Below are 19,007 nucleotides of genomic sequence, written 5' to 3'. Positions count from 1 at the left end.
CCGTTTCTCCATGTCTATGGTCATCAGGTATGACCGACATTCAACGGGGCAATACCGCCAGTCGTGCACGCCGGCAGACGTGTCTCAGGCTCGCCCGTGAACTCCTCCAGGTCGGACCGGACGGCCAGGATCTCAAGCTCGGCTACCTCCACACCCTGATCGACACGGGCCGCCTCGGCCCGACCCACCACCCGCACAAGAAGATCCTCATCGTCGGCGCCGGCATCACCGGCCTCGTCGCGGGCCGCCTGCTCAAGGACGCCGGCCACGACGTCACCATCATCGAGGCCAACCCCGACCGCGTCGGCGGACGCATCAAGACCTTCCGCGCCACGAAGCACCACCAGCCCTTCGACGACCCCGCCCAGTACGCCGAGGCCGGCGCCATGCGGCTGCCCGACTTCCACCCGCTGGTCCTCGCCCTGGTCGACAAACTCGGGCTCGGCCGCCGCCAGTTCTACAACGTGGACGTGGACCCCTCCACGGGCAGCGGCCCCGATGTCCCCGTCCCCCCGGTGACGTACACCTCCTTCACCGGCCGGACCTGGAGCTACGGCGACGACAGCCCCGACTTCCGCGAACCGGACAAGCGCGGCAACTCCTGGATCCGCGCCAACCGCGTCCAGGTGCGGCGTGCCGACTACGCCACCGCTCCCGAACGGCTCAACGAGGGCTTCCACCTCACGGACGACGAGGTCCGCTCCCCCGTCGTGAAGATGGTCGACGACGCGCTGGAGTGTGTGCGCGACTACTACTCCGACATCGTCGACGGCAAGCGCGTCAACAAACCGTTCGACGAGTGGGTCGATGGCTGGGCCCGGGTGATCCAGGACTTCGACGGCTACTCGATGGGCGGATTCCTGCGTGACCACGCCGGGCTGAGCGACGAGGCGATCGAGGCCGTCGGAACCCTGGAGAACATGTCCTCCCGGCTGCATCTCTCCTTCTTCCACAGCTTCCTGAGCCGCAGCGACATCAACCCCGCCGTCCGCTACTGGGAGATACCCGGCGGCAGCTGGCGCCTGCCGCACGCCCTGCACCAGGGCCTGCGCGACGAAGTACGGCTCGGCCACCGCATGATCCGCCTCGAGTACCACGACCCCAGCCGCGACACCGACCCCGAGGACATCGGAGCCGTCGGGCCCGACGGCTGGGGCGTGGCCGTGCGGACCGTCGCCGAGAACGACCCGCAGGCCCCGCCGCGCCTGTGGACCGCGGACCTGGCGATCGTCACGATCCCGTTCTCCTCCCTGCGCTTCGTGGAGATCACCCCCTCGATGTCGTACAAGAAGCGCCGCGCCATCATCGAGACCCACTACGACCAGGCCACCAAGGTGGTGCTGGAGTTCAGCCACCGGTGGTGGGAGTTCACCGAGGACGACTGGCACGACGAGCTCGAGAGCATCGCACCGGGCCTGTACGAGTACTACCGGGCGGGAGGCGGGCAGAGCACCGGTGAGGCCCTCTCGCCCGCCGGGGCGGCGGCTGCCACGGCGGGCAGCGGCCTGCTCGGTGCCGCCGTCAAGAACAGCGGCGTCACCGAGGAGATGCGGCAGCTCAACAGCACCATGCCGCTGCGCGGCCCCGCCGTCCGCCCCGCCACCCACGCCTTCGGCGGGGGCTCCACCACCGACAACCCCAACCGGTTCATGTACTACCCCTCGCACCGGGTCGAAGGCAGCACCGGCGGCGTCGTACTCGCCTCCTACTGCTGGTCCGACGACGCCGCGCGCTGGGACTCCATGCGCGGCGCGGAGCGCTACGTCTACGCCCTGCGCAACCTCCAGGCCCTGCACGGCCGCCGTATCGAGGTGTTCTTCACCGGACGCGGCGCCACCAAGAGCTGGGCCCGGGACCCGTACGCCTTCGGCGAGGCCGCCATCTACACCGCGCACCAGATGACCAGCTTCCACCTGGACGTCTCCCGGCCCGAGGGCCCCGTGCACTTCGCCGGGGAACACACCTCCCTCAAACACGCCTGGATCGAGGGGGCCCTGGAGAGCGCCGTCCGCGCCGCCGTCGCCGTCCACCAGGCCCCGCCCGTCACCACCCCGGGCCCGAACGAGAAGGACGACTCATGACCGCGATCGCCCCCACGTGCACGGTCGCCCGCTACCTCGCCCGGCGCCTGGCCGAGCTGGGCATCACCCACCTGTTCGGCGTCCCCGGCAACCACCTCGGCCCGTTCCTGACCACCCTGCGGGCCGAGGGCGACATCGAGTGGGTCGGCACCCCCACCGAGGGCGGCGCGGGCCAGGCCGCCGACGCCTACGCCCGCGTCCACGGCGTCGGCGCGGCCGCGGTCACCTACAGCGTCGGCGCGTTCAACCTGCTGGGCGCCTGCGGCGGTGCCTACGTCGAACAGGTCCCGCTCGTCGCCGTCAACGCCTCCCCGCCCTACGCGCAGTGGCAGAACTACCGCGCTCTCGGCATGCTCACCTCGCACATGAGCCCCCGCCCGGAGAGCAACCTGGACGTCTACCGGCAGGTCACCGTGGACGCGCAGGTCATCTCCAACCCGGGCCTCGCCCCCGCCCAGATCGACGCCGCGCTCACCGCGTGCCTCTCCGAGCGCAGGCCGGTCTACCTGGAGGTCATGGAGGACCTGTGGGACGAACCCTGTGCCGCGCCCGGAGCGCCGGTCCGCCGCCGCGAGCGGCCGTTCGGCGCGCGTGGCCAGACCATGCTGGACAGCGCCGTGAACGCGATCCTCACCCTGGTCGAGGAGCACCCCGGCCCGGACGGCAGGCCCCGCCCGGTCGTGTGGGCCGGTGAGGAGGTCGACCGATTCCGCCTCGGCGGGCACCTCACCGGCCTGGTCGAGGCCACCGGAGTACCCTTCTGCACCACCGTCGGCGCCAAGGCCGTCGTCGACGAGGACCAGCCGCAGTTCCACGGCGTGTACAACGGCCACGCCAGCCACCCGGACGTGCACTGGATCTTCAGGGACTGGGCCACCTGCCGGATCGGGCTCGGCGCCTGGTCCACGTCGAAGAACCTCGGCGGCGAGCAGTACGTCGGCGACGACTGGGTGATGGCCGCGAACGGCGGCGTCCGGGTCGGCACCTCCTACTTCCCCGACGTCCAGCTCGAACAGCTGCTGCCCGCCCTCCAGGACGCGCTGGTCAAGGACTACGGCTCCGGTGGCCTGGAAGCCGACTACTACGCCGAGGCCCACGCCCACCACGGAGCGCCCGCGGACCGCCCGGCCGGCCTGGCACACCACCGTGCCTCGCTCCTCGCCTCCGGCCCGCGGCCGTCCCGGCATCCGGAACGGCTCACCTACGACGGCGTGTTCGACCGGATCAACCACTTCCTGGGCCATGAGACCCGGGAGGACTGGACGGTCGTCTCCGACGCCGCGTTCTCCCTCATCGGGTCGATGAACCTGTCCCTGCCCGCGGGCGGGTTCCTGTCCCAGGTCAGCTGGTTGTCCATCGGCTGGTCGGTCGGCGCGGCCACCGGCGCCGCCCTCGCTCCCGAGCGCGGGCACGCCCGCCCGATGGTGTTCGTCGGCGACGGCGCCTTCCAGGAGACCTGCCAGGAGATCTCCACCCACACCAGGCTCGGGCTGCCGTCGGTGGTGTTCGTCATGGACAACGGACACTTCTACGGCATCGAACAGATGCTGGTCCACCCGTCCTACTACGCCGAGCCGGGCTCCACCCTCCCCGACGGCTCCACCGACCCCACCGACCCCACCGACCCCACCGACCCCACCGACCCCACCGACCCGGACTTCTACAACGTCCTCCACCCCTGGCACTACGACCGCCTCGCGGCCGTCTTCGCCGGCCGGGACACCCCGGCGAGCGGAGCCGTCGTCGCGGACACCTCCGAGCTGGAGACCCTGCTGGCCCGCCTCGCCGATCCCGCAGACCCGGTCAACGCCGGACCACTGCTGGTCCGCGTCCGGCTGCACCGGCACGACTACCCGCGGGCCATGTCGTACAAGGTGCCGAAACCCACCGCGACGGCCTGACGAACCGACGAGGGCGCGGGACGAAGGGACGCGCCAAGGCGACACCTCTCACGGAACAGCCGTACAGCCGTACAGCCGAACTCGAAGGGAGCAGGAAATGGCTGATCTCAACGTACTGATCGCGTTCGACGCGGCCACGATCGTCGAGCAGAACCCCAACGCGTCGAGGAACCCCGACGCACCGACCCACGTCGACCACCGCCTGATCTACATGACGACGCGCCAGGACCACATCATCGGCACGTCGGGGGCCGAGCTGAACCTCCGGGCCGAGCCCGGGGACAGCATCAGGTGGCGGGAAACGACACAGTCGCTCAGCAGCGACTACAAGGCACTGCTGTACAGGTACGTGAGCAGCGACACCGGCCACGTGCTCATCAGGACGCCGGAGATCGAGGTGATCGACGGTGTCTATCCGATGCCGAAGGAGGGCGCCGAGGGCAGGCCGGAATTCGTGACACAGAACTACCAGGACCATTACTGGCGGACGACCGTCAAGAGGACCGGCAAGGTCGTGTACCACTTCTACTTCCAGATCCTGGACCACCACCGGCAGGTGCAGGGGTACTTCCAGTGGGACCCCTTCATCACCATCGAGAACCCCTGACGCCCGGGTGAGGGCGGCCACCGTACGCAAGACCCGCCCCTCCCGGCACGCGACGAGTGACTGAAGCACACGGCAGAAGGCCCGGGCCCCGGCCCGGGCCTTTGTACGCGCACATCCGCCAGGAGTTCCCCACCCCAAGCCCCCCCCATCGCACCCGACCGAACCGGACCGCGACGATCGGGAAGCGCACCCCTGCGCCCTGACACGGTTGGTGTCGAAAGGAGGCCTCGTGATCTCGGCACTCAACAAGCTCGTCGACCTCGTCGAGGAACATCTCACCGAGGAGCTCGACGTCCCCGCGCTGGCCGGAGCGCTCGGCACGACCGAGTACCACCTGCGCCGGATGTTCTCGTCGCTGGCGGGCATGCCGCTGTCGGAGTACGTGCGCCGGCGCCGCATGACGGTCGCCGCCGCCGACGTCGTACGCGGTGAGGACGACCTGCTGAGCATCGCCGTACGGCACGGATACGGCTCCACGGAAGCGTTCGGACGTGCGTTCCGGGCGGTCCACGGCGCCGCTCCGCGTGACGTACGGCGTGACGGAGGCCCCCTTCGGACACAACCGCAGCTCAGGTTCCGCCTGACCGTCGAAGGGAGCACCCCCATGGACACCCGATTCGCCGACCGCTCCGCCTTCCGCCTGATCGGCCACGCCACCCGCGTGCCGCTCATCCACGAGGGCGTCAACCCGCACATCCAGCAGCACATCACCGCACTGCCCCAGCAGGAGCACGCCCGTCTGAAAGCTCTCGGCGACACCGACCCGGCGGGCCTGCTCCAGGTCTGCGACGACCTGGCTCCCGACAGCCCGGAGGGCACCGAGCTGACCTACCTGCACGGAGTCGCCGTCACCCAGGACACCCCGGCCCCCGACGACCTCGACGCCATCGAGGTACCGGCCGGCCGGTGGGCGGTCTTCCGCAGCACGGGCCCCTACCCGGGAACCCTTCAGTCGACCTGGGCGGCCACCGCGTCGGAGTGGTTCCCGTCCAACCCATGGCGCCTGCGCCCGGGCCCGTCGATCGTCGCCGTCCTCGACCGCGCGGCGGACTTCTCCACCGCGACCTGCGAACTGTGGCTGCCGGTGGAACCCGCGTAAGGCCGGAGACCGCTGCCGTAGGCCGAAAGCCCGAGGCAGCCTCAGGGGGCGGGACGACCGGATTCGAACCGGCGTCCTCGCGGTTCTGGAGACCGCTCGCGTCGACCACTGCGCTACGTCCCGCCCTTGGCCGCGATCGTAGCGGCTGGGGGCAGAGCGGCTCCGCGAGGGAACCTCCGAGCGCTCTAGGACATGTTCCGACCTAGACGCCTCATAGCGTGGTCATCGACCGACGGAGCAGTAACACCACCGGAAGGCGGAGACCATGACGTCCAACGAGCAGACCACCCGCGATCAGGCCACAGCGACGACGGACGCCACCGGGGAGCGCGCCGACCTGCTGGAGATGCTGGCCAAGCAGCGGCACTTCCTGCGCTTCACCACCCGTGACCTCACCGACGAGCAGGCCGGGCTCCGGCCCACCGCCAGTGAGCTGTGTCTGGGCGGCTTGATCAAACACGTGACCTCGGTCGAGCGTGGATGGGCGGACTTCATCCTCAAGGGCCCGTCGGCGATGGGTGACTTCACGGCCATGACCGAGGCCGACTGGGCCCGGCGGGCCGACGAGTTCCGGATGCTGCCCGGCGAGACGCTGGCCGGTGTACTGGCCGACTACGCCGAGGTGACCCGCCGGACCGACGACCTGGTCGCCACCCTGCCCGACCTGGACGCCGCGTGGCCGTTGCCGAAGGCCCCGTGGTTCGAGGCCGACGCGCAGTGGTCGGCCCGCCGGGTCCTGATGCACATCGTCGCCGAGACCGCCCAGCACGCCGGCCATGCCGACATCATCCGAGAGACCCTGGACGGCGCCAAGAGCATGGGCTGACACCACGCGGACGCCCCTCGGTCAGGAGCCGAAGGGCCGGCTAGTCAAGGAAAGCCGGCCCGGACTACTACCGGACCTTCTTCAAAGCGAGCTGAACGAGGCGCAGCGCCACCTGGACCGCCGCGTCATCGCGCAGTGGGCAGTTGACGACGTACTGGTGTCCGGCGCGAACGTTGCGGAAGCTGATGGCCGGTTCACTGACGTCGGCCACGTCCTCCCTCGTCAAGCGCAGGGTGAGACCGCCGTTGGTCGCCTTCACGTAGGCGACGGCTCCGTAACGGCGGACACCGGCATCTCGAACCATGACGTAATCGGAGCGACCGTCACGGGTCCGCTCGGACTCTCCCGGCCCGATCTCTACGTTGCCGAGCGACACAGCACCCTGTAGGAACTCGAGTACACGCGCCGCGATCTCCAGGCTGCGGGCGCGGCCGTGCACCAGCTCTGCGATCTGGGCCCAGTCCAGCGCCCCATCGGCACCCTCACCGGACGTGTCGGGGTCGATGTCGCCCGGCGCACCCTCGTCCGGGTCTTCCTCACCCTGGGTGAGCCGCAGGAACTCGGCGATCTCCTGTGGCGTCCCGTCAATCAGTCGCACGGCCCCTCCTCATCACGCACGCCCCCTGCGTGCGCCTACTTGAGACTATGCACGACTGCACACCCATACAAGCCCCCGCATGCTCGTGAACATTGACGAGTACGCGTGAGCATCTCGAAGCTACGAGAGCGACTTGGCACCAGTCCCGGCAGAGCCACGCACAAGAAGAAGCCCCCCGCCCGGCGGAAGATCCGCAGGCAGAGGGCTTCTTCAGATGGGCCTACTTCTTCTTGCCCTGGTTCTTGACCGCCTCGATCGCCGCCGCTGCCGCGTCCGGGTCGAGGTAGGTGCCGCCCGGGTTCAGGGGCTTGAACTCGGCGTCCAGTTCGTAGGAGAGGGGGATGCCGGTCGGGATGTTCAGGCCCGCGATGTCCGCGTCGGAGACGCCGTCGAGGTGCTTGACCAGGGCGCGGAGCGAGTTCCCGTGCGCCGCGACCAGGACCGTGCGGCCGGTGAGGAGGTCGGGGACGATCGCGTCGAACCAGTACGGGAGCATCCGGACGACGACGTCCTTCAGGCACTCCGTCCGCGGGCGGATCTCCGGCGGGAGCATCGCGTAGCGCGGGTCGGAGAACTGGGAGTACTCGGCGTCACGGTCCAGCGCGGGCGGCGGGGTGTCGTAGGAGCGGCGCCACAGCATGAACTGCTCCTCGCCGAACTCCGCGAGGGTCTGCGCCTTGTCCTTGCCCTGGAGGGCGCCGTAGTGGCGCTCGTTCAGGCGCCAGTGGCGGTGGACGGGGATCCAGTGGCGGTCGGCGGACTCCAGCGCGAGCTGGGCCGTGCGGATCGCGCGCTTCTGGACGGACGTGTGCACCACGTCGGGCAGCAGGCCGGCGTCCTTGAGCAGCTCGCCGCCGCGCGTCGCCTCCTTCTCGCCCTTCGGGGTGAGGTTGACGTCCACCCAGCCGGTGAACAGGTTCTTCTCGTTCCACTCGCTCTCGCCGTGGCGGAGGAGGATCAGCTTGTACGGTGCGTCGGCCATGGCTCCGAGCGTAATCGAACCGCCTGAGCGCCCGCGCGCCGCGCCCGCAGGGCGGACGGTTGACGGGAATTGTTAATCGAGTGGTCCCCGGGATGGCCTCCTTCGTAAGTTGTGGCTGGCTCTTTCGCCACTTACGCACTCCAGCACACGAACAGTTCACGGGGGTCCCATGTCAGTCGCCGGGCTGAGGCGTGCCGCGCGCGAGTCGGTCTCCGGGCTTCCCCGGGAGTTCTGGTGGCTGTGGACCAGCACCCTGGTCAACCGGCTCGGCGGCTTCGTCGCCACCTTCATGGCGCTGTACCTGACCATCGACCGCGGGTACTCGGCCTCGTACGCCGGTCTGGTCGCCGCGCTGCACGGGCTCGGCGGGGTCGTGTCCTCGCTGGGGGCCGGGGTGATGACCGACCGGCTCGGGCGGCGGCCCACGCTGCTCGTCGCGCAGGCCTCCACCGCTCTGTCCGTCGCCCTGCTCGGCTTCGTGCGGGACCCGGTCGCCATCGCGGCCGTCGCCTTCCTGGTCGGCATGGCGAGCAACGCCTCCCGGCCTGCCGTGCAGGCGATGATGGCGGACATCGTGCGGCCCGAGGACCGTATCCGCGCCTTCTCGCTCAACTACTGGGCCATCAACCTCGGCTTCGCGATCTCCTCCATGGCGGCCGGGTTCATCGCCGAGGTCAGCTACCTCGCCGGGTTCCTGATCGAGGCGGGGATGACCATGGCGTGCGCCGTCCTCATCTTCGTCAAGCTGCCCGAGTCCCGGCCGGACCGGACCCCCGGGAAGGGCGGGGCCGCCGGTGTACCCGCGGCGAGCGAGCCCGCCGTCTCCCTGGTGACCGTCCTGCGCGACGGGCGCTACATGAGCGTCGTCGGGCTGTCCTTCCTCGTCGCCGTGATCTTCCAGCAGGCCTATGTGGGGCTGCCGGTGGCCATGGGCGAGGCAGGGTTCACGCCGGCCGACTACGGCATGGCGATCGCCGTCAACGGTGTCCTGATCGTCGTACTGCAGATTCCGGTCACCCGGTTCATCGAGCACCGGGATCCGAGGCTGCTGCTCGTCGCCTCGTCCCTGCTGGCCGGGTACGGGTTCGGGCTGACCGCCTTCGCCGGGTCGGTCGGTGTCTTCGCGCTCACCGTGTGCGTCTGGACGCTGGCGGAGATCGTCAACGCGCCGGTCCAGACCGGGCTCGTCGTCCGCCTGTCCCCCGCGCACGGGCGCGGGCGCTACCAGGGGATGTACACCATGTCGTGGGCGGTCGCCGCCCTCGTCGCCCCGCTGATGTCCGGTCTCGTCATCGACCGCTGGGGCTCCGAGTGGCTGTGGGGCGTCTGCGCGGTCGTCGGCACGGTGGCGGCGGTGGGGTACTGGGCGCTCATGCGAAACCTTCCGCAGGAGGAGAAGGCCACTTCCGAGGCCCCCGCGGTTCCCGCAGCCCCTGAGGTCCCCGAGGTCACCGCGGTCCCCGAGCCGCGCGAGTCCGCGAAGGCCGACATCGGCACGGCCTGAGGCCCGCACGAGGCCCACACTCGGCCACCCGCGTCCTCACGGGTGCATCCTCGCCCCCTTCAGCACCTTGTCCACCGCGTTCCGCGGGCCGTACACCGCGAGGCCGACCAGGTCCAGGCCGGCCGTGGGCACGGCCCGTACCGCCGCCCGGTTGTCGCGGTCGTTACCCGTGGCGAAGAGGTCGGAGGTGAACAGCGCGCGGGGCAGGGCGCGCGACAGTACGCGCGTATGGGCGTTCGTCAGCGTCTCCTTGGTGCCCTCGAAGACGAGCACCGGCTGGCGGAACATGGGCAGGTAGCCGACCGCGTCGGCGTCCTCGTACGGTTCCCCGATCACCTCGGGGATCTGTGCGCCCAGGCCGCTGACCAGGAAGGCGGTGACGTTCAGGCGCTGCCAGGTCTCCAGGTCCTCGCGGAGCAGGACGGCGATCTTGGTGTCGAAGCGGACGGGGGCGGCCGCGGGGTCTGCGTCGTGCGTGCTCATACGGTGAGACTGCCGGTCGGCGTACGGCCGGGTCTTGTACGTTTTTTGCATGGCCGACCAGGACCGGCGGCGGACCGTCTCCGCCTGGCGACCCCGCGTCCCGGGCGTCGTCGAGGTCTTCCACGCCCACTACACCGAGTACGCCTACCCGATGCACGTCCACGACGCGTGGACGCTGCTCATCGTCGACGACGGGGCCGTACGGTACGACCTGGACCGGCACGAGCACGGCACCCCGCACGACACGGTGTCGCTGCTGCCGCCGCACGTGCCCCACAACGGCTCCCCCGCCACGCCGGACGGCTTCCGCAAGCGTGTCCTGTACCTGGACGCCTCCCGCCTGGGCGACGACCTGATCGGGGCCGCCGTCGACGCTCCCGACCTGCGTGACCCGGTGCTGCGGCGGCGGGTCGGGCAGCTGCACGCCTCACTCGCCCTGCCCGGGGACGAGCTGGAGGCGGAGAGCCGACTGATGTTGGTCGGTGAGCGGCTGCACGCCCATCTGCGGCCCCGGGGGGAGGCCGGTCCGGCGCGCCGCGGAGATCCCGTGCTCGCGCGGCGGCTGCGGGAGCTGCTCGACGAACGGACCGTCCGGGGGATCGGCCTGGAGGACGCGGCCGTGCTGGTGCGCGCCCATCCGGCCCACCTGGTACGGGCGTTCAGCGGCGCCTACGGCATCGCGCCGCACCAGTACCTGATGTCCCGCCGGGTCGACCGGGCCCGGCGGCTGCTGCTGGCGGGGCGCGCCCCGGCCGACGTGGCCGCCGCGACCGGGTTCTACGACCAGGCGCATCTGACCCGGCACTTCAAGAGGCTGGTGGGCGTCACGCCCGGTCGCTACCGCACCAGCGGCGGCGGACGGCACTGACCGTGCGTCAGTCCTCGGAGCCCTCGGAGCCCTCGGAGCCCTCGGAGTCCTCGGAGTCCTCGGAGCGGTCGGAGTCCTCGGAGCGGTCGGAGCGCGCCGAGCGGTCCGAGCGCTCGATCAGGTGCTGGAAGGCCTCCAGGTTGCGGGTCGACTCCCCGCGCGCGGTCCGCCATTCGTGCTCCTTGCGGATGGCGGACGCGAAGCCCAGCTCCAGCAGGGTGTTGAAGGCGCCGTCGGCGGCCTCCAGGACCTGGCCCAGGAGGCGGTCGATCCCGTCGGCGGTGACGGCGGCGAGGGGCAGCTTCGCGGTGAGGTAGATGTCGCCGAGGCGGTCGACGGCGTAGCCGACGCCGTACAGCTTGAGGTTGCGTTCCAGCAGCCAGCGGTGGACGGCCGGTTCGTTCTCGTCGGGGTGGCGGACGACGAAGGCGTTGAGGGAGAGGGAGTGCCTGCCGAGGAGGAGGGAGACCGTCGTCGAGAGCTTGCGGGTGCCGGGGAGCCTGACGACGTAGTTGCCGGGCTCGGGACTCTCCCACTCCAGCTCGGCGTCGCCCAGCGCCGCCTCGAGCACCTGTGCCGCCTTCTGTACCGCCTCAGCCATGGTGGGAGCGTACGCGACGGCGGTGGGAGTGGATCGCGGCCGTGTAGGCGTCGGCCGTCGCGGCGGCGGCGCTGTCCCAGCCGAAGGACTGGGCGTGCCGGGCGGCGGCGTCGCCCATCCGGGGCGTCAGCTCCGGATCGTCGGCGAAATCGCGCAGCACGCGCGCGTACGCGGCGGGATCGTGGCCCTGGACGAGACGGCCGGTGTGCCCGTCGCGCACGGCGACCGGGAGGCCGCCGACCGCGGCGGCGAGTACCGGCGTACCGGCCGCCTGGGCCTCTATGGCGACCAGGCCGAAGGACTCGCTGTAGGACGGCATCACCAGCACGGACGCGGCCCGGAACCAGTCGACGAGCTGCTCCTGCCCGACGGGCGGGCGGAACCGCACGACGTCGGCGATACCGAGCCGCGCGGCGAGTTTCTGCAGGCCCTCCGGCTTGGCGAGGCCGCTGCCGCTGGGGCCGCCGACGACGGGGACGACGATGCGGGAGCGCAGCTCGGGGCGTTCGTCGAGCAGGACGGCGATCGCGCGGAGCAGGATGTCGGGGGCCTTCAGCGGCTGTATGCGGCCGGCGAAGAGCGGGATCAGCGCGTCCTGCGGCAGGCCGAGGCGGGCGCGGGCGGCGGCGCGTGCGTTCACGGTCTCCCCCGGGCCGGGCTCGGAGCCCTTGGGGAAGGGGCGGAACCGTTCGAGGTTGACGCCGGGGTGGACCACGGCGACCTTGGCCGGGTCGGCGGCGTAGTGCCGGACCAGCTCGTCGGCCTCCTCGGCGGTGTTGGCGATCAGGCGGTCGGAGGCGGCGACGATCTGGGTCTCGCCGATGACGCGGGCGGCCGGCTCGGGGGTGTCGCCGTCGGCCAGGTTGGCGTTCTTGACCTTGGCCATGGTGTGCATGGCGTGCACCAGGGGGGCGCCCCAGCGCTGGGCGGCGAGCCAGCCGACGTGGCCGGAGAGCCAGTAGTGGGAGTGGACCAGGTCGTAGTAGCCGGGGCGGTGGCCGGCCCAGGCCTGCATGACGCCGTGTGTGAAGGCGCACAGCTGGGCGGGCAGCTCCTCCTTGGCCAGGCCCTCGTAGGGGCCGGCGTCGACGTGCCGCACGAGAACGCCCGGGGACAGCTCGACGGTGGGCGGGAGCGCGGCGGTGGTCGCACGCGTGAAGATCTCGACCTCGATGTTGATCGCGGCGAGGCGCTGTGCGAGCTCGACGATGTAGACGTTCATGCCGCCTGCGTCGCCGGTGCCCGGCTGGTGGAGCGGTGAGGTGTGCACGGAGAGCATGGCGACGCGGCGGGGCCTGCGCAACAGCCGGAGCCGCGGGGAAGCCGCCGGTGAGCGACGCCCGAGCCTGCTGACGTACTGGCTCACGAGCCGTTCCTCCTCGCTGCGGGCCTGCCGTGCCGAGGGCACGCTCCGCCCTCCAAGAGGTGGGAACACCGGATGACCGTGCTCCATTTCCGGTTTCCCGACCTTTGCCGAATCATTACCGCTTATCGCTCAACCGTTCGACGACTGGATGCGTCATAGGGGGCGGACCCGCCGCATACCCTCGTACGCATGTCCTCCCGCTCCCGCGCCACCGCCCTCCCCGTCGTGGGCACGGTCACGCGCGGGACGACGAACCCGAACCGGCTGCGCCGCATGGACCGCTGGATCGCGGCCACGCACGGAGCCGAGCTGCGCCGCGCCGCCGATCCCGTGGCCGTCGACCTCGGCTACGGCGCGGCCCCCTGGACCGCCGTCGAGTTGCTGGGCCGCCTGCGCACGGTCGCGCCGCACGCGCGCGTGGTGGGCGTCGAGATCGATCCGGCGCGGGTGGCGGCGGCCGAACCCTACGCGCGCCCCGGGCTCGTCTTCCGCCACGGCGGCTTCGAGGTCCCCCTCTCACCCCCCTCCCACCACCCTCTGCTCATCCGGGCGGCGAACGTGCTGCGCCAGTACGACGAGGGCCAGGTCGCCGCCGTCTGGCAGCGGTTGTGCGCGCGGCTCGCGCCGGCGTCGGAGCACTCCCGCGGCGGACTCCTGGTCGAAGGGACCTGCGACGAGATCGGGCGCCGGCACGTGTGGGTGGCGCTCGGGCCCGAGGGGCCGCGCACGGTCACCTTCGCGACCCGGCTGGGGTCCCTCGACCGCCCCTCCGACCTGGCGGAACGGCTACCGAAGGCGCTCATCCACCGCAACGTCCCCGGCGAGCCCGTGCACGCCTTCCTGCGCGACTTCGACCGAGCATGGGCCGCCGCCGCGCCCTACGCCTCCTACGGCGCCCGCCAGCGCTGGATGCGGGCGGTGCGGGACCTGACGGCCGGTTGGCCGGTGACGGACGGGCCGGCGCGGTGGCGGCAGGGCGAAGTGACGGTGCGGTGGGAGGCGTTGGCGCCGCGCGCGTGAACCGGCGCCCGGCGCCCGACGCCCCGGCCCTCGACCGGCGCCGGGAACGATCTCCGTGTGACGTTCGTCACACAGCGGTGAAACGGCGGGGACTTCGTCGTACGGCGAGGCGGAAGGGGGGAGAGATGCGGGAGGGAGGCGAGAGGGGAGCGGGAGGGAAGTACTGCCTCTGTCGATTTCCGCGCCGGCATGGCACGATCCCCCGAACGGTCTATGTTACTGACGGTAAATCAGCTTGGGGGCGAGGTATGCGTACGGGGAAGCACGGCTTGATGACCGCTGCCGTGGCCGTGGTCTGTGCGGTCACCGTGCTCGGGGCACCGGGCACGGCGTTCGCGGACCCCGGTCCCGCGGCGCCCTCGCCCGGCGCCCCGAGCGCCCCCAGTGCCTCTCCCGAGCCCTCCTCCCCGGCCGCCACACCCGGCAAGGACCTGGAAGCCGTACGCAAGAAGCTCGACGCGCTCTATCGCACGGCGGCCTCCGCCACGGAGGAGTACAACGCCGCCGAGGAGAAGACGGAGAAGCAGTCCGCCGAGATCGTCGACCTGGCCAAGAAGATCGTCAAGGGCGAGGAGAAGCTCGACGGGCTGAAGAAGCGCGCCGGCGCCGCCGCCCGCGCCCAGTACCGCACCGGTGGCCTGCCGGACGGGGCCAAGCTGATGCTGAGCGACGACCCCGAGGACTTCCTCGACGGCACCGGCCGGGTGATCCAGGGACAGCGCGCGACGAAGGGCCTGCTCGGCGAGCTGACCCGCACCCAGCAGGACCTGAAGACCTACGCGGCGGACGCCTCCGCACAGTTCGAGAAGCTGGAGTCGAACCGCAAGGCCAAGGCCACCGCGCAGAAGAAGATCGAGAAGCAGATCGCGGCGGCCGAGAAACTGGAGTCCGAGCTGGAGCAGGAGGAGAAGGAGCGCCTCGCCCAGCTGGAGCGGGAGGCCCAGGCCAAGGCCCAGACCGCCTGGCTCGGCTCGGGCATCCTCAAGGACCTCGACGCCGAAGCGACGGAGCCGGGCCGGAAGGCGGTCGAGTACGCCACCGCCCAGGTCGGGAAGCCGTACCAGTGGGGCGCCGAGGGGCCGAAGGCCTATGACTGCTCCGGCCTGACCTCACAGGCCTGGGTGTCGGCCGGGCAGGCGATCCCGCGCACCTCGCAGCAGCAGTGGAGGCAGCTGAAGCGCGTCGACATCGAGGACATGCGGCCCGGCGACCTGATCATCTACTTCGACGACGCCAGCCACGTCGGCATGTACGTCGGCGACGGCTCCGTCGTGCACGCCCCGCGCCCCGGGCGCTCGATCACCATCGCGGGGGCGGGCACGATGCCGATCCTCGGGGTGGTGCGGCCGGACACGGGCACCGCGTCCTCGGAGTGACCCGCGGCGGTGACCGCCGAGTGACACGGGCCACGGGCCGGCGTCGGGGGCGTGAAGCGGGCCACGTGACCCAGTCCACGCCCGGCACCCCGCCCCGCGTGACGTTCGTCATCCCCGGCCCCCGGTCGTCGTGTCCAACTGCGGCACATAACGCGGCATATGACAGCGGCCGAGTGCCGCCCGACGTGTCCTGGACCATTCCGCAGCGGCGCCGTCACCCGCTATGGTCCCCGTCGGTGGGTCGAGGTCCCTCGCCCCGCCATGCCCTCGGGGGGAGGGAAGGAACCAAGACGATGCCCGTACCCGTACCGCGGCCAAGGGCGATCCCGGCCGCGGAGTGTGGTCAGGCGCCCGCCGCGTCCCCGGACAGCGGCCCTTCCAAGGAACAGGCCCCACCCTGGACGCACCCGGCCGAAAACCCCGCCACCCGGCGAGAGCACCCCACGGAGAAGCGCGAGAAGACCACGGACGAGACCACGGACGAGACCACGGACCGGATCACGGACGAGACCACGGACCGGATCACGGACGAGACCACGGACCGGATCACGGGCGAGAGCAGCGACGAGACCACGGGCCGGCGCGAGAGCACCGCCCCCACCAATCTGACGCTGCTGCTGATCGAGGACGATCCCGGCGGTTCGCCGATCGTGCCCGACCTGCTCGACCAGGCCGGCAAGCCGATCCGCGTCCGCACGGCCCGCAACCTCACCGAGGCCGAGCGGCTGCTGACCGACGACGTCCACTGCATCCTGCTGGACCTCGCCCTGTCGGCCCCCGCCCCGGCCCCGGCCCGCGCCGGCGCCGAGAACACCGGCAACGGTGACGGCGGCGGAGACGACGAGCTGGCGGTGCTCAGGCACGTGCTGGAGCTCGCGCCCCGGCACGCCGTGCTCGCGCTGACCTCCTCCAGCGACGCCGAGCGCGGCGCGGAGGCCGTGGCGGTCGGTGCCCAGGACTACCTCCTCCGCGACGAGCTCGACGGCCGACTGCTGAGCCGGGCGATCCGCTACGCCGTCGAGCGCAAGCGGTCCGACTCGGCGGAGCGGCGCCTGGCCGAGGGCCGGCTGCGGGCGCAGGAGAACGCGCGTCTGGAGCGCGGCCTGCTGCCGACCCCGCTGCTGGAGGGCTCCCCGCTGCGCTTCGCCGCCCGCTACCGCCCGGGCCGCTCGCGTGCCCTGCTCGGTGGCGACTTCTACGACGTCGTCCGCACCCCGGACGGCACCGTGCACGCCATGATCGGCGACGTCTGCGGACACGGCCCGGACGAGGCGGCGCTCGGCGTGGAGCTCCGGATCGCCTGGCGCGCGCTGACCCTGGCGGGGCTCTGCGGCGACGAGCTGCTCGGCACGCTCCAGCAGGTGCTGGAGCACGAGCGCGCCCACGACGAGATATTCGCGACCCTGTGCGCCGTGGACATATCCCCGGACGGCCGCCGCGCCGGTCTGTGTCTGGCCGGCCACCCGGCGCCCCTGGTGGCCGGTCCGGGCACGCCCGCACGGCTGCTGCCCTACGACAACAACGGCCCGGCACTCGGTCTGCTGCCGGGCGCCCGCTGGCCGCGTATGCAGGTGGAGCTGGGCGCCGAGTGGAGCCTGATGCTTTACACCGACGGCCTGATCGAGGGCCACGTCGGCGAGGGCCGGGAGCGGCTCGGCCAGGACGGCATGGTGGAGATGGTCCGCCGCCAGTTCGCCGAGGGACTGCAGGGTGAGCAGTTGCTGCGGGCGACCGTCAACGAGGTCCGCGCGCTCAACGGCGGCGAACTGGCGGACGACGTGGCAGTGGTCCTGCTGGACCGGGCGCCCTGACCACCGCCCGTGACCGACGCGCCGTCCCCGTACCGGCGCCGTGACCGACGCGCCGTACCTGCACCGACGCCCTGACCGACGCGACGTGCCCATGCGGCGGAGCCGCCGGATGTCGTCGTGCCGGAGCCCCGCGCCCGCGCCCCGCAGGGGCGCGGCGGGTCAGCGTCCGCCGTTGTACGGGCCGTAGGGGCCGTCGCTGCTGGAGCCTCGGCGGCTGCTGCGGCCGCCACCCGGCAGGCCGCGCAGCGCGGGCCGTACGTCGACCATGTACACGATCGTCGCGATGAGCCCGATGATCGGCAGGAACGACATGATCGGGAAGACCAGACTCACCACGAAGGCGAGCCCGAGGATGATCAGCCAGAACGGCTTGGTCTTCTTGTCCGCCGCCCGGTAGGCGTCCTCACGCCGCACGGCGGCGTCGACCAGCGCGAAGCCGGTGAAAACCATCAGGGCGATGTTCAGCAGCCCCAGGAAGTCTGCGAACCCCTGCATCAGCACAACATCCACCACCAGACTCGGATCGTCTCTACGCGGTCACCGTACCCGGAGAACGGGCCGGACACCCCAAGAGTGCCCGGCCCGCGCCCTGCTCGTCGTACCCGTCGGCGGCTACTTGGCGGGCGGCGTCGTCTTCTTCGCGGTGCCGTTGGGGCTGCCGCCGGGGCTCTTCCTGACCGGAGCCCTGCGCGGAGCGGGGGCCTTCCTGCCCGCGACGGGCTTCTCCTCAGTGACCGCGACCGGCTCGGACTTGGCGGGCTCGGACTTGGCGGGCTCGGCCGGCTCCACGGCCACGGCGAACTCCTCCACCTCCTCGGCGAGGTCCTCGATGCCGTCGGCGGCCTCGCCGCGCCAGGTGCGCACCGCGTGCTCGCCGCGCTCGGCGACCTTCTCGTAGGTCTCCCGGGCCCTGACGGCGTACTCGGCGGCGACGCCGACCGAACGCAGCGCGAGGTCCTGAGCGGTCTCGCCGAGCTTCTTGAAGTCGGCGTCGAGGGAGCCGAAGAGCTCGTTGGCCTTGGCCTGGAGGGTCCCCTGGGTCTCCTTGACGCGGGCCGTCGCCTTCTCCTGGACGGCCTTCGGGTCGGTGTTGCGCACGGCCTCGATGCGGGACGGTGCCTCGGCGCGCAGCTGCTCCACCAGCACCGGCACCTTCTTGGCCTGCTGGAAGGCCAGGTCGGCGGTGCCCGCGGCGAAGTAGAGCGGGGTGGGGTCGCTGAGGGTCTTGCGCAGGTCGTCGGTGATGGCCATGGTGATGGTCCTCCGGAAATACGTTGGGCTGAGGGTTTGTGGTGGTCCCGCGTCCCGGCCGGCCGGCTGCCGGCTTTCGCTCATCCGGCCGTCTGCTGCGGGCCGGCGTCACTGCCGCCGGTCGTACGGGGGCGGCGCCCGGATATGGAGGCACCGCCGTCCGGGAGGCCGCCCCTGACGTCGTCCGGGTTCCCGCCCGCCACGTCGTCCGGGACGGCGTCCACCGGTCTGTCCCGAGGTGTCGCCCCGTCGTCCGCGTCGGTCCCGAATCCGTTCTCCTTGCGGAAGGACTCGTAGATCTGGAGCAGCACCTGCTTCTGCCGCTCGTTCAGCGAGGGATCGGCCAGGACGACCGCACGTGTCTCCACGTCGTCCCGGTCGCGCTCGGCGTCGAGGATCCCGGCACGCACGTACAGCGTCTCGGCGGAGATCCGCAGTGCCTTGGCGACCTGCTGGAGCACCTCCGCGCTCGGCTTGCGCAGCCCGCGCTCGATCTGGCTCAGGTACGGATTGGACACGCCCGCGGCGTCGGCGAGCTGCCGCAGTGACAGCTGCGCGTTGCGCCGCTGCTCGCGCAGATACTCACCGAGATTGCCGACGTTGAGCGATGCCATGACTCCACCATGCACCATG

General features: G+C 71.4%; 17 protein-coding genes, 1 tRNA gene and 1 pseudogene. 10 read left to right on the top strand and 9 right to left on the bottom strand.

Features of this window, described 5'->3' with window-relative positions; genetic code table 11:
- The first annotated feature begins 29 nt into the window (after positions 1 to 29).
- The 4 genes from ABEA26_RS28460 to ABEA26_RS28445 all read left to right on the top strand — a co-directional run bounded on the left by ABEA26_RS28460 (position 30) and on the right by ABEA26_RS28445 (position 5,688).
- Positions 30 to 2,081, top strand: a complete 2,052-nt coding sequence (locus ABEA26_RS28460; protein ID WP_345596222.1) for an FAD-dependent oxidoreductase — start codon at positions 30 to 32, stop codon at positions 2,079 to 2,081.
- Positions 2,078 to 3,982 (top strand): thiamine pyrophosphate-binding protein, encoded by a 1,905-nt coding sequence (locus ABEA26_RS28455; RefSeq protein WP_345596221.1) that lies wholly within the window; start codon positions 2,078 to 2,080, stop codon positions 3,980 to 3,982. The genes ABEA26_RS28460 and ABEA26_RS28455 overlap by 4 nt, the downstream gene beginning before the upstream one ends.
- 97 nt (positions 3,983 to 4,079) lie before the next feature.
- Entirely contained in the window at positions 4,080 to 4,589 is a 510-nt protein-coding gene (locus ABEA26_RS28450) for an inclusion body family protein (protein WP_345596220.1), read from the top strand.
- A 229-nt stretch (positions 4,590 to 4,818) separates the two neighbouring features.
- Entirely contained in the window at positions 4,819 to 5,688 is an 870-nt protein-coding gene (locus ABEA26_RS28445; RefSeq protein WP_345596219.1) for an AraC family transcriptional regulator, read from the top strand.
- Positions 5,689 to 5,736: 48 nt separating this feature from the next.
- Here ABEA26_RS28445 and ABEA26_RS28440 read toward each other — a convergent pair.
- Positions 5,737 to 5,811: transfer RNA gene (locus ABEA26_RS28440), tRNA-Trp, on the bottom strand.
- Between the two features lie 142 nt (positions 5,812 to 5,953).
- Between ABEA26_RS28440 and ABEA26_RS28435 the strand changes: the two genes are divergently transcribed.
- Positions 5,954 to 6,514 carry a DinB family protein gene (locus ABEA26_RS28435; RefSeq protein WP_345596218.1) on the top strand — a complete coding sequence of 187 codons (561 nt, stop codon included), beginning with the start codon at positions 5,954 to 5,956 and terminating at the stop codon, positions 6,512 to 6,514.
- Between the two features lie 67 nt (positions 6,515 to 6,581).
- Here the strand turns inward: ABEA26_RS28435 and ABEA26_RS28430 are convergent, their stop codons facing one another.
- Together ABEA26_RS28430 and ABEA26_RS28425 are read right to left on the bottom strand one after the other, a co-directional pair.
- Complete coding sequence (locus ABEA26_RS28430; RefSeq protein WP_345596217.1) at positions 6,582 to 7,112, bottom strand: hypothetical protein; 531 nt, start codon at positions 7,110 to 7,112, stop codon at positions 6,582 to 6,584.
- A gap of 220 nt (positions 7,113 to 7,332) precedes the next feature.
- Positions 7,333 to 8,094 carry a phosphoglyceromutase gene (locus tag ABEA26_RS28425; protein ID WP_345596216.1) on the bottom strand — a complete coding sequence of 254 codons (762 nt, stop codon included), beginning with the start codon at positions 8,092 to 8,094 and terminating at the stop codon, positions 7,333 to 7,335.
- Positions 8,095 to 8,263: 169 nt separating this feature from the next.
- On the opposite strand from ABEA26_RS28425, the gene ABEA26_RS28420 reads away from it, so the two are divergent.
- Positions 8,264 to 9,598, top strand: a complete 1,335-nt coding sequence (locus tag ABEA26_RS28420) for an MDR family MFS transporter (RefSeq protein ID WP_345596215.1) — start codon at positions 8,264 to 8,266, stop codon at positions 9,596 to 9,598.
- A gap of 36 nt (positions 9,599 to 9,634) precedes the next feature.
- Here ABEA26_RS28420 and ABEA26_RS28415 read toward each other — a convergent pair whose 3' ends face one another.
- Positions 9,635 to 10,081, bottom strand: a complete 447-nt coding sequence (locus tag ABEA26_RS28415) for a DUF2000 family protein (protein ID WP_345596214.1) — start codon at positions 10,079 to 10,081, stop codon at positions 9,635 to 9,637.
- Between the two features lie 49 nt (positions 10,082 to 10,130).
- On the opposite strand from ABEA26_RS28415, the gene ABEA26_RS28410 reads away from it, so the two are divergent.
- The gene (locus ABEA26_RS28410) at positions 10,131 to 10,949 is read left to right on the top strand and encodes an AraC family transcriptional regulator (RefSeq protein ID WP_345596213.1); all 819 of its coding nucleotides are present in this window, start codon (positions 10,131 to 10,133) and stop codon (positions 10,947 to 10,949) included.
- A 106-nt stretch (positions 10,950 to 11,055) separates the two neighbouring features.
- Here ABEA26_RS28410 and ABEA26_RS28405 read toward each other — a convergent pair.
- Together ABEA26_RS28405 and mshA are read right to left on the bottom strand one after the other, a co-directional pair.
- Positions 11,056 to 11,550, bottom strand: a pseudogene (locus ABEA26_RS28405) (type III secretion system chaperone family protein); the annotation flags it as partial.
- Positions 11,543 to 12,916: a D-inositol-3-phosphate glycosyltransferase gene (mshA, locus tag ABEA26_RS28400; RefSeq protein ID WP_345596224.1), complete on the bottom strand. Its 1,374-nt coding sequence runs from the start codon at positions 12,914 to 12,916 to the stop codon at positions 11,543 to 11,545. The pseudogene ABEA26_RS28405 and the gene mshA, both read right to left, overlap by 8 nt.
- Before the next feature lie 189 nt (positions 12,917 to 13,105).
- Between mshA and ABEA26_RS28395 the strand changes: the two genes are divergently transcribed.
- From ABEA26_RS28395 to ABEA26_RS28385, 3 genes are all read left to right on the top strand, one after another.
- Entirely contained in the window at positions 13,106 to 13,936 is an 831-nt protein-coding gene (locus ABEA26_RS28395) for a class I SAM-dependent methyltransferase (RefSeq protein WP_345596212.1), read from the top strand.
- A 248-nt stretch (positions 13,937 to 14,184) separates the two neighbouring features.
- The gene (locus ABEA26_RS28390) at positions 14,185 to 15,312 is read left to right on the top strand and encodes a C40 family peptidase (RefSeq protein ID WP_345596211.1); all 1,128 of its coding nucleotides are present in this window, start codon (positions 14,185 to 14,187) and stop codon (positions 15,310 to 15,312) included.
- Between the two features lie 293 nt (positions 15,313 to 15,605).
- Positions 15,606 to 17,123 (top strand): PP2C family protein-serine/threonine phosphatase, encoded by a 1,518-nt coding sequence (locus ABEA26_RS28385; protein WP_345596210.1) that lies wholly within the window; start codon positions 15,606 to 15,608, stop codon positions 17,121 to 17,123.
- A 159-nt stretch (positions 17,124 to 17,282) separates the two neighbouring features.
- On the opposite strand, the gene ABEA26_RS28380 is transcribed toward ABEA26_RS28385, so the two are convergent.
- The 3 genes from ABEA26_RS28380 to ABEA26_RS28370 all read right to left on the bottom strand — a co-directional run bounded on the left by ABEA26_RS28380 (position 17,283) and on the right by ABEA26_RS28370 (position 18,988).
- Entirely contained in the window at positions 17,283 to 17,618 is a 336-nt protein-coding gene (locus tag ABEA26_RS28380; protein ID WP_345596209.1) for a DUF2516 family protein, read from the bottom strand.
- Between the two features lie 117 nt (positions 17,619 to 17,735).
- Entirely contained in the window at positions 17,736 to 18,374 is a 639-nt protein-coding gene (locus tag ABEA26_RS28375) for a hypothetical protein (RefSeq protein WP_345596208.1), read from the bottom strand.
- An 80-nt stretch (positions 18,375 to 18,454) separates the two neighbouring features.
- A complete protein-coding gene (locus ABEA26_RS28370; RefSeq protein ID WP_345596223.1) occupies positions 18,455 to 18,988 on the bottom strand; it encodes a helix-turn-helix domain-containing protein in 534 nt (177 codons plus the stop codon).
- Positions 18,989 to 19,007 lie beyond the last annotated feature (19 nt).

It is taken from the genome of Streptomyces marokkonensis, from assembly GCF_039539045.1.
GTDB lineage: Bacteria > Actinomycetota > Actinomycetes > Streptomycetales > Streptomycetaceae > Streptomyces > Streptomyces marokkonensis.
Note: the sequence above shows the minus strand (reverse complement) of the source record. Positions and strands in the feature narration are given on the sequence as shown.

What these genes read in the sequence shown, in the direction of transcription:
- ABEA26_RS28460 (WP_345596222.1), top strand. Translation starts at nt 30, where the DNA reads ATGACCGACATTCAACGGGGCAATACCGCCAGTCGTGCACGCCGGCAG.
- ABEA26_RS28455 (WP_345596221.1), top strand. Translation starts at nt 2,078, where the DNA reads ATGACCGCGATCGCCCCCACGTGCACGGTCGCCCGCTACCTCGCCCGG.
- ABEA26_RS28450 (WP_345596220.1), top strand. Translation starts at nt 4,080, where the DNA reads ATGGCTGATCTCAACGTACTGATCGCGTTCGACGCGGCCACGATCGTC.
- ABEA26_RS28435 (WP_345596218.1), top strand. Translation starts at nt 5,954, where the DNA reads ATGACGTCCAACGAGCAGACCACCCGCGATCAGGCCACAGCGACGACG.
- ABEA26_RS28425 (WP_345596216.1), bottom strand. Translation starts at nt 8,094, where the DNA reads ATGGCCGACGCACCGTACAAGCTGATCCTCCTCCGCCACGGCGAGAGC.
- ABEA26_RS28420 (WP_345596215.1), top strand. Translation starts at nt 8,264, where the DNA reads ATGTCAGTCGCCGGGCTGAGGCGTGCCGCGCGCGAGTCGGTCTCCGGG.
- ABEA26_RS28415 (WP_345596214.1), bottom strand. Translation starts at nt 10,081, where the DNA reads ATGAGCACGCACGACGCAGACCCCGCGGCCGCCCCCGTCCGCTTCGAC.
- ABEA26_RS28410 (WP_345596213.1), top strand. Translation starts at nt 10,131, where the DNA reads ATGGCCGACCAGGACCGGCGGCGGACCGTCTCCGCCTGGCGACCCCGC.
- ABEA26_RS28395 (WP_345596212.1), top strand. Translation starts at nt 13,106, where the DNA reads ATGTCCTCCCGCTCCCGCGCCACCGCCCTCCCCGTCGTGGGCACGGTC.
- ABEA26_RS28390 (WP_345596211.1), top strand. Translation starts at nt 14,185, where the DNA reads ATGCGTACGGGGAAGCACGGCTTGATGACCGCTGCCGTGGCCGTGGTC.
- ABEA26_RS28385 (WP_345596210.1), top strand. Translation starts at nt 15,606, where the DNA reads ATGCCCGTACCCGTACCGCGGCCAAGGGCGATCCCGGCCGCGGAGTGT.
- ABEA26_RS28380 (WP_345596209.1), bottom strand. Translation starts at nt 17,618, where the DNA reads ATGCAGGGGTTCGCAGACTTCCTGGGGCTGCTGAACATCGCCCTGATG.
- ABEA26_RS28375 (WP_345596208.1), bottom strand. Translation starts at nt 18,374, where the DNA reads ATGGCCATCACCGACGACCTGCGCAAGACCCTCAGCGACCCCACCCCG.
- ABEA26_RS28370 (WP_345596223.1), bottom strand. Translation starts at nt 18,988, where the DNA reads ATGGCATCGCTCAACGTCGGCAATCTCGGTGAGTATCTGCGCGAGCAG.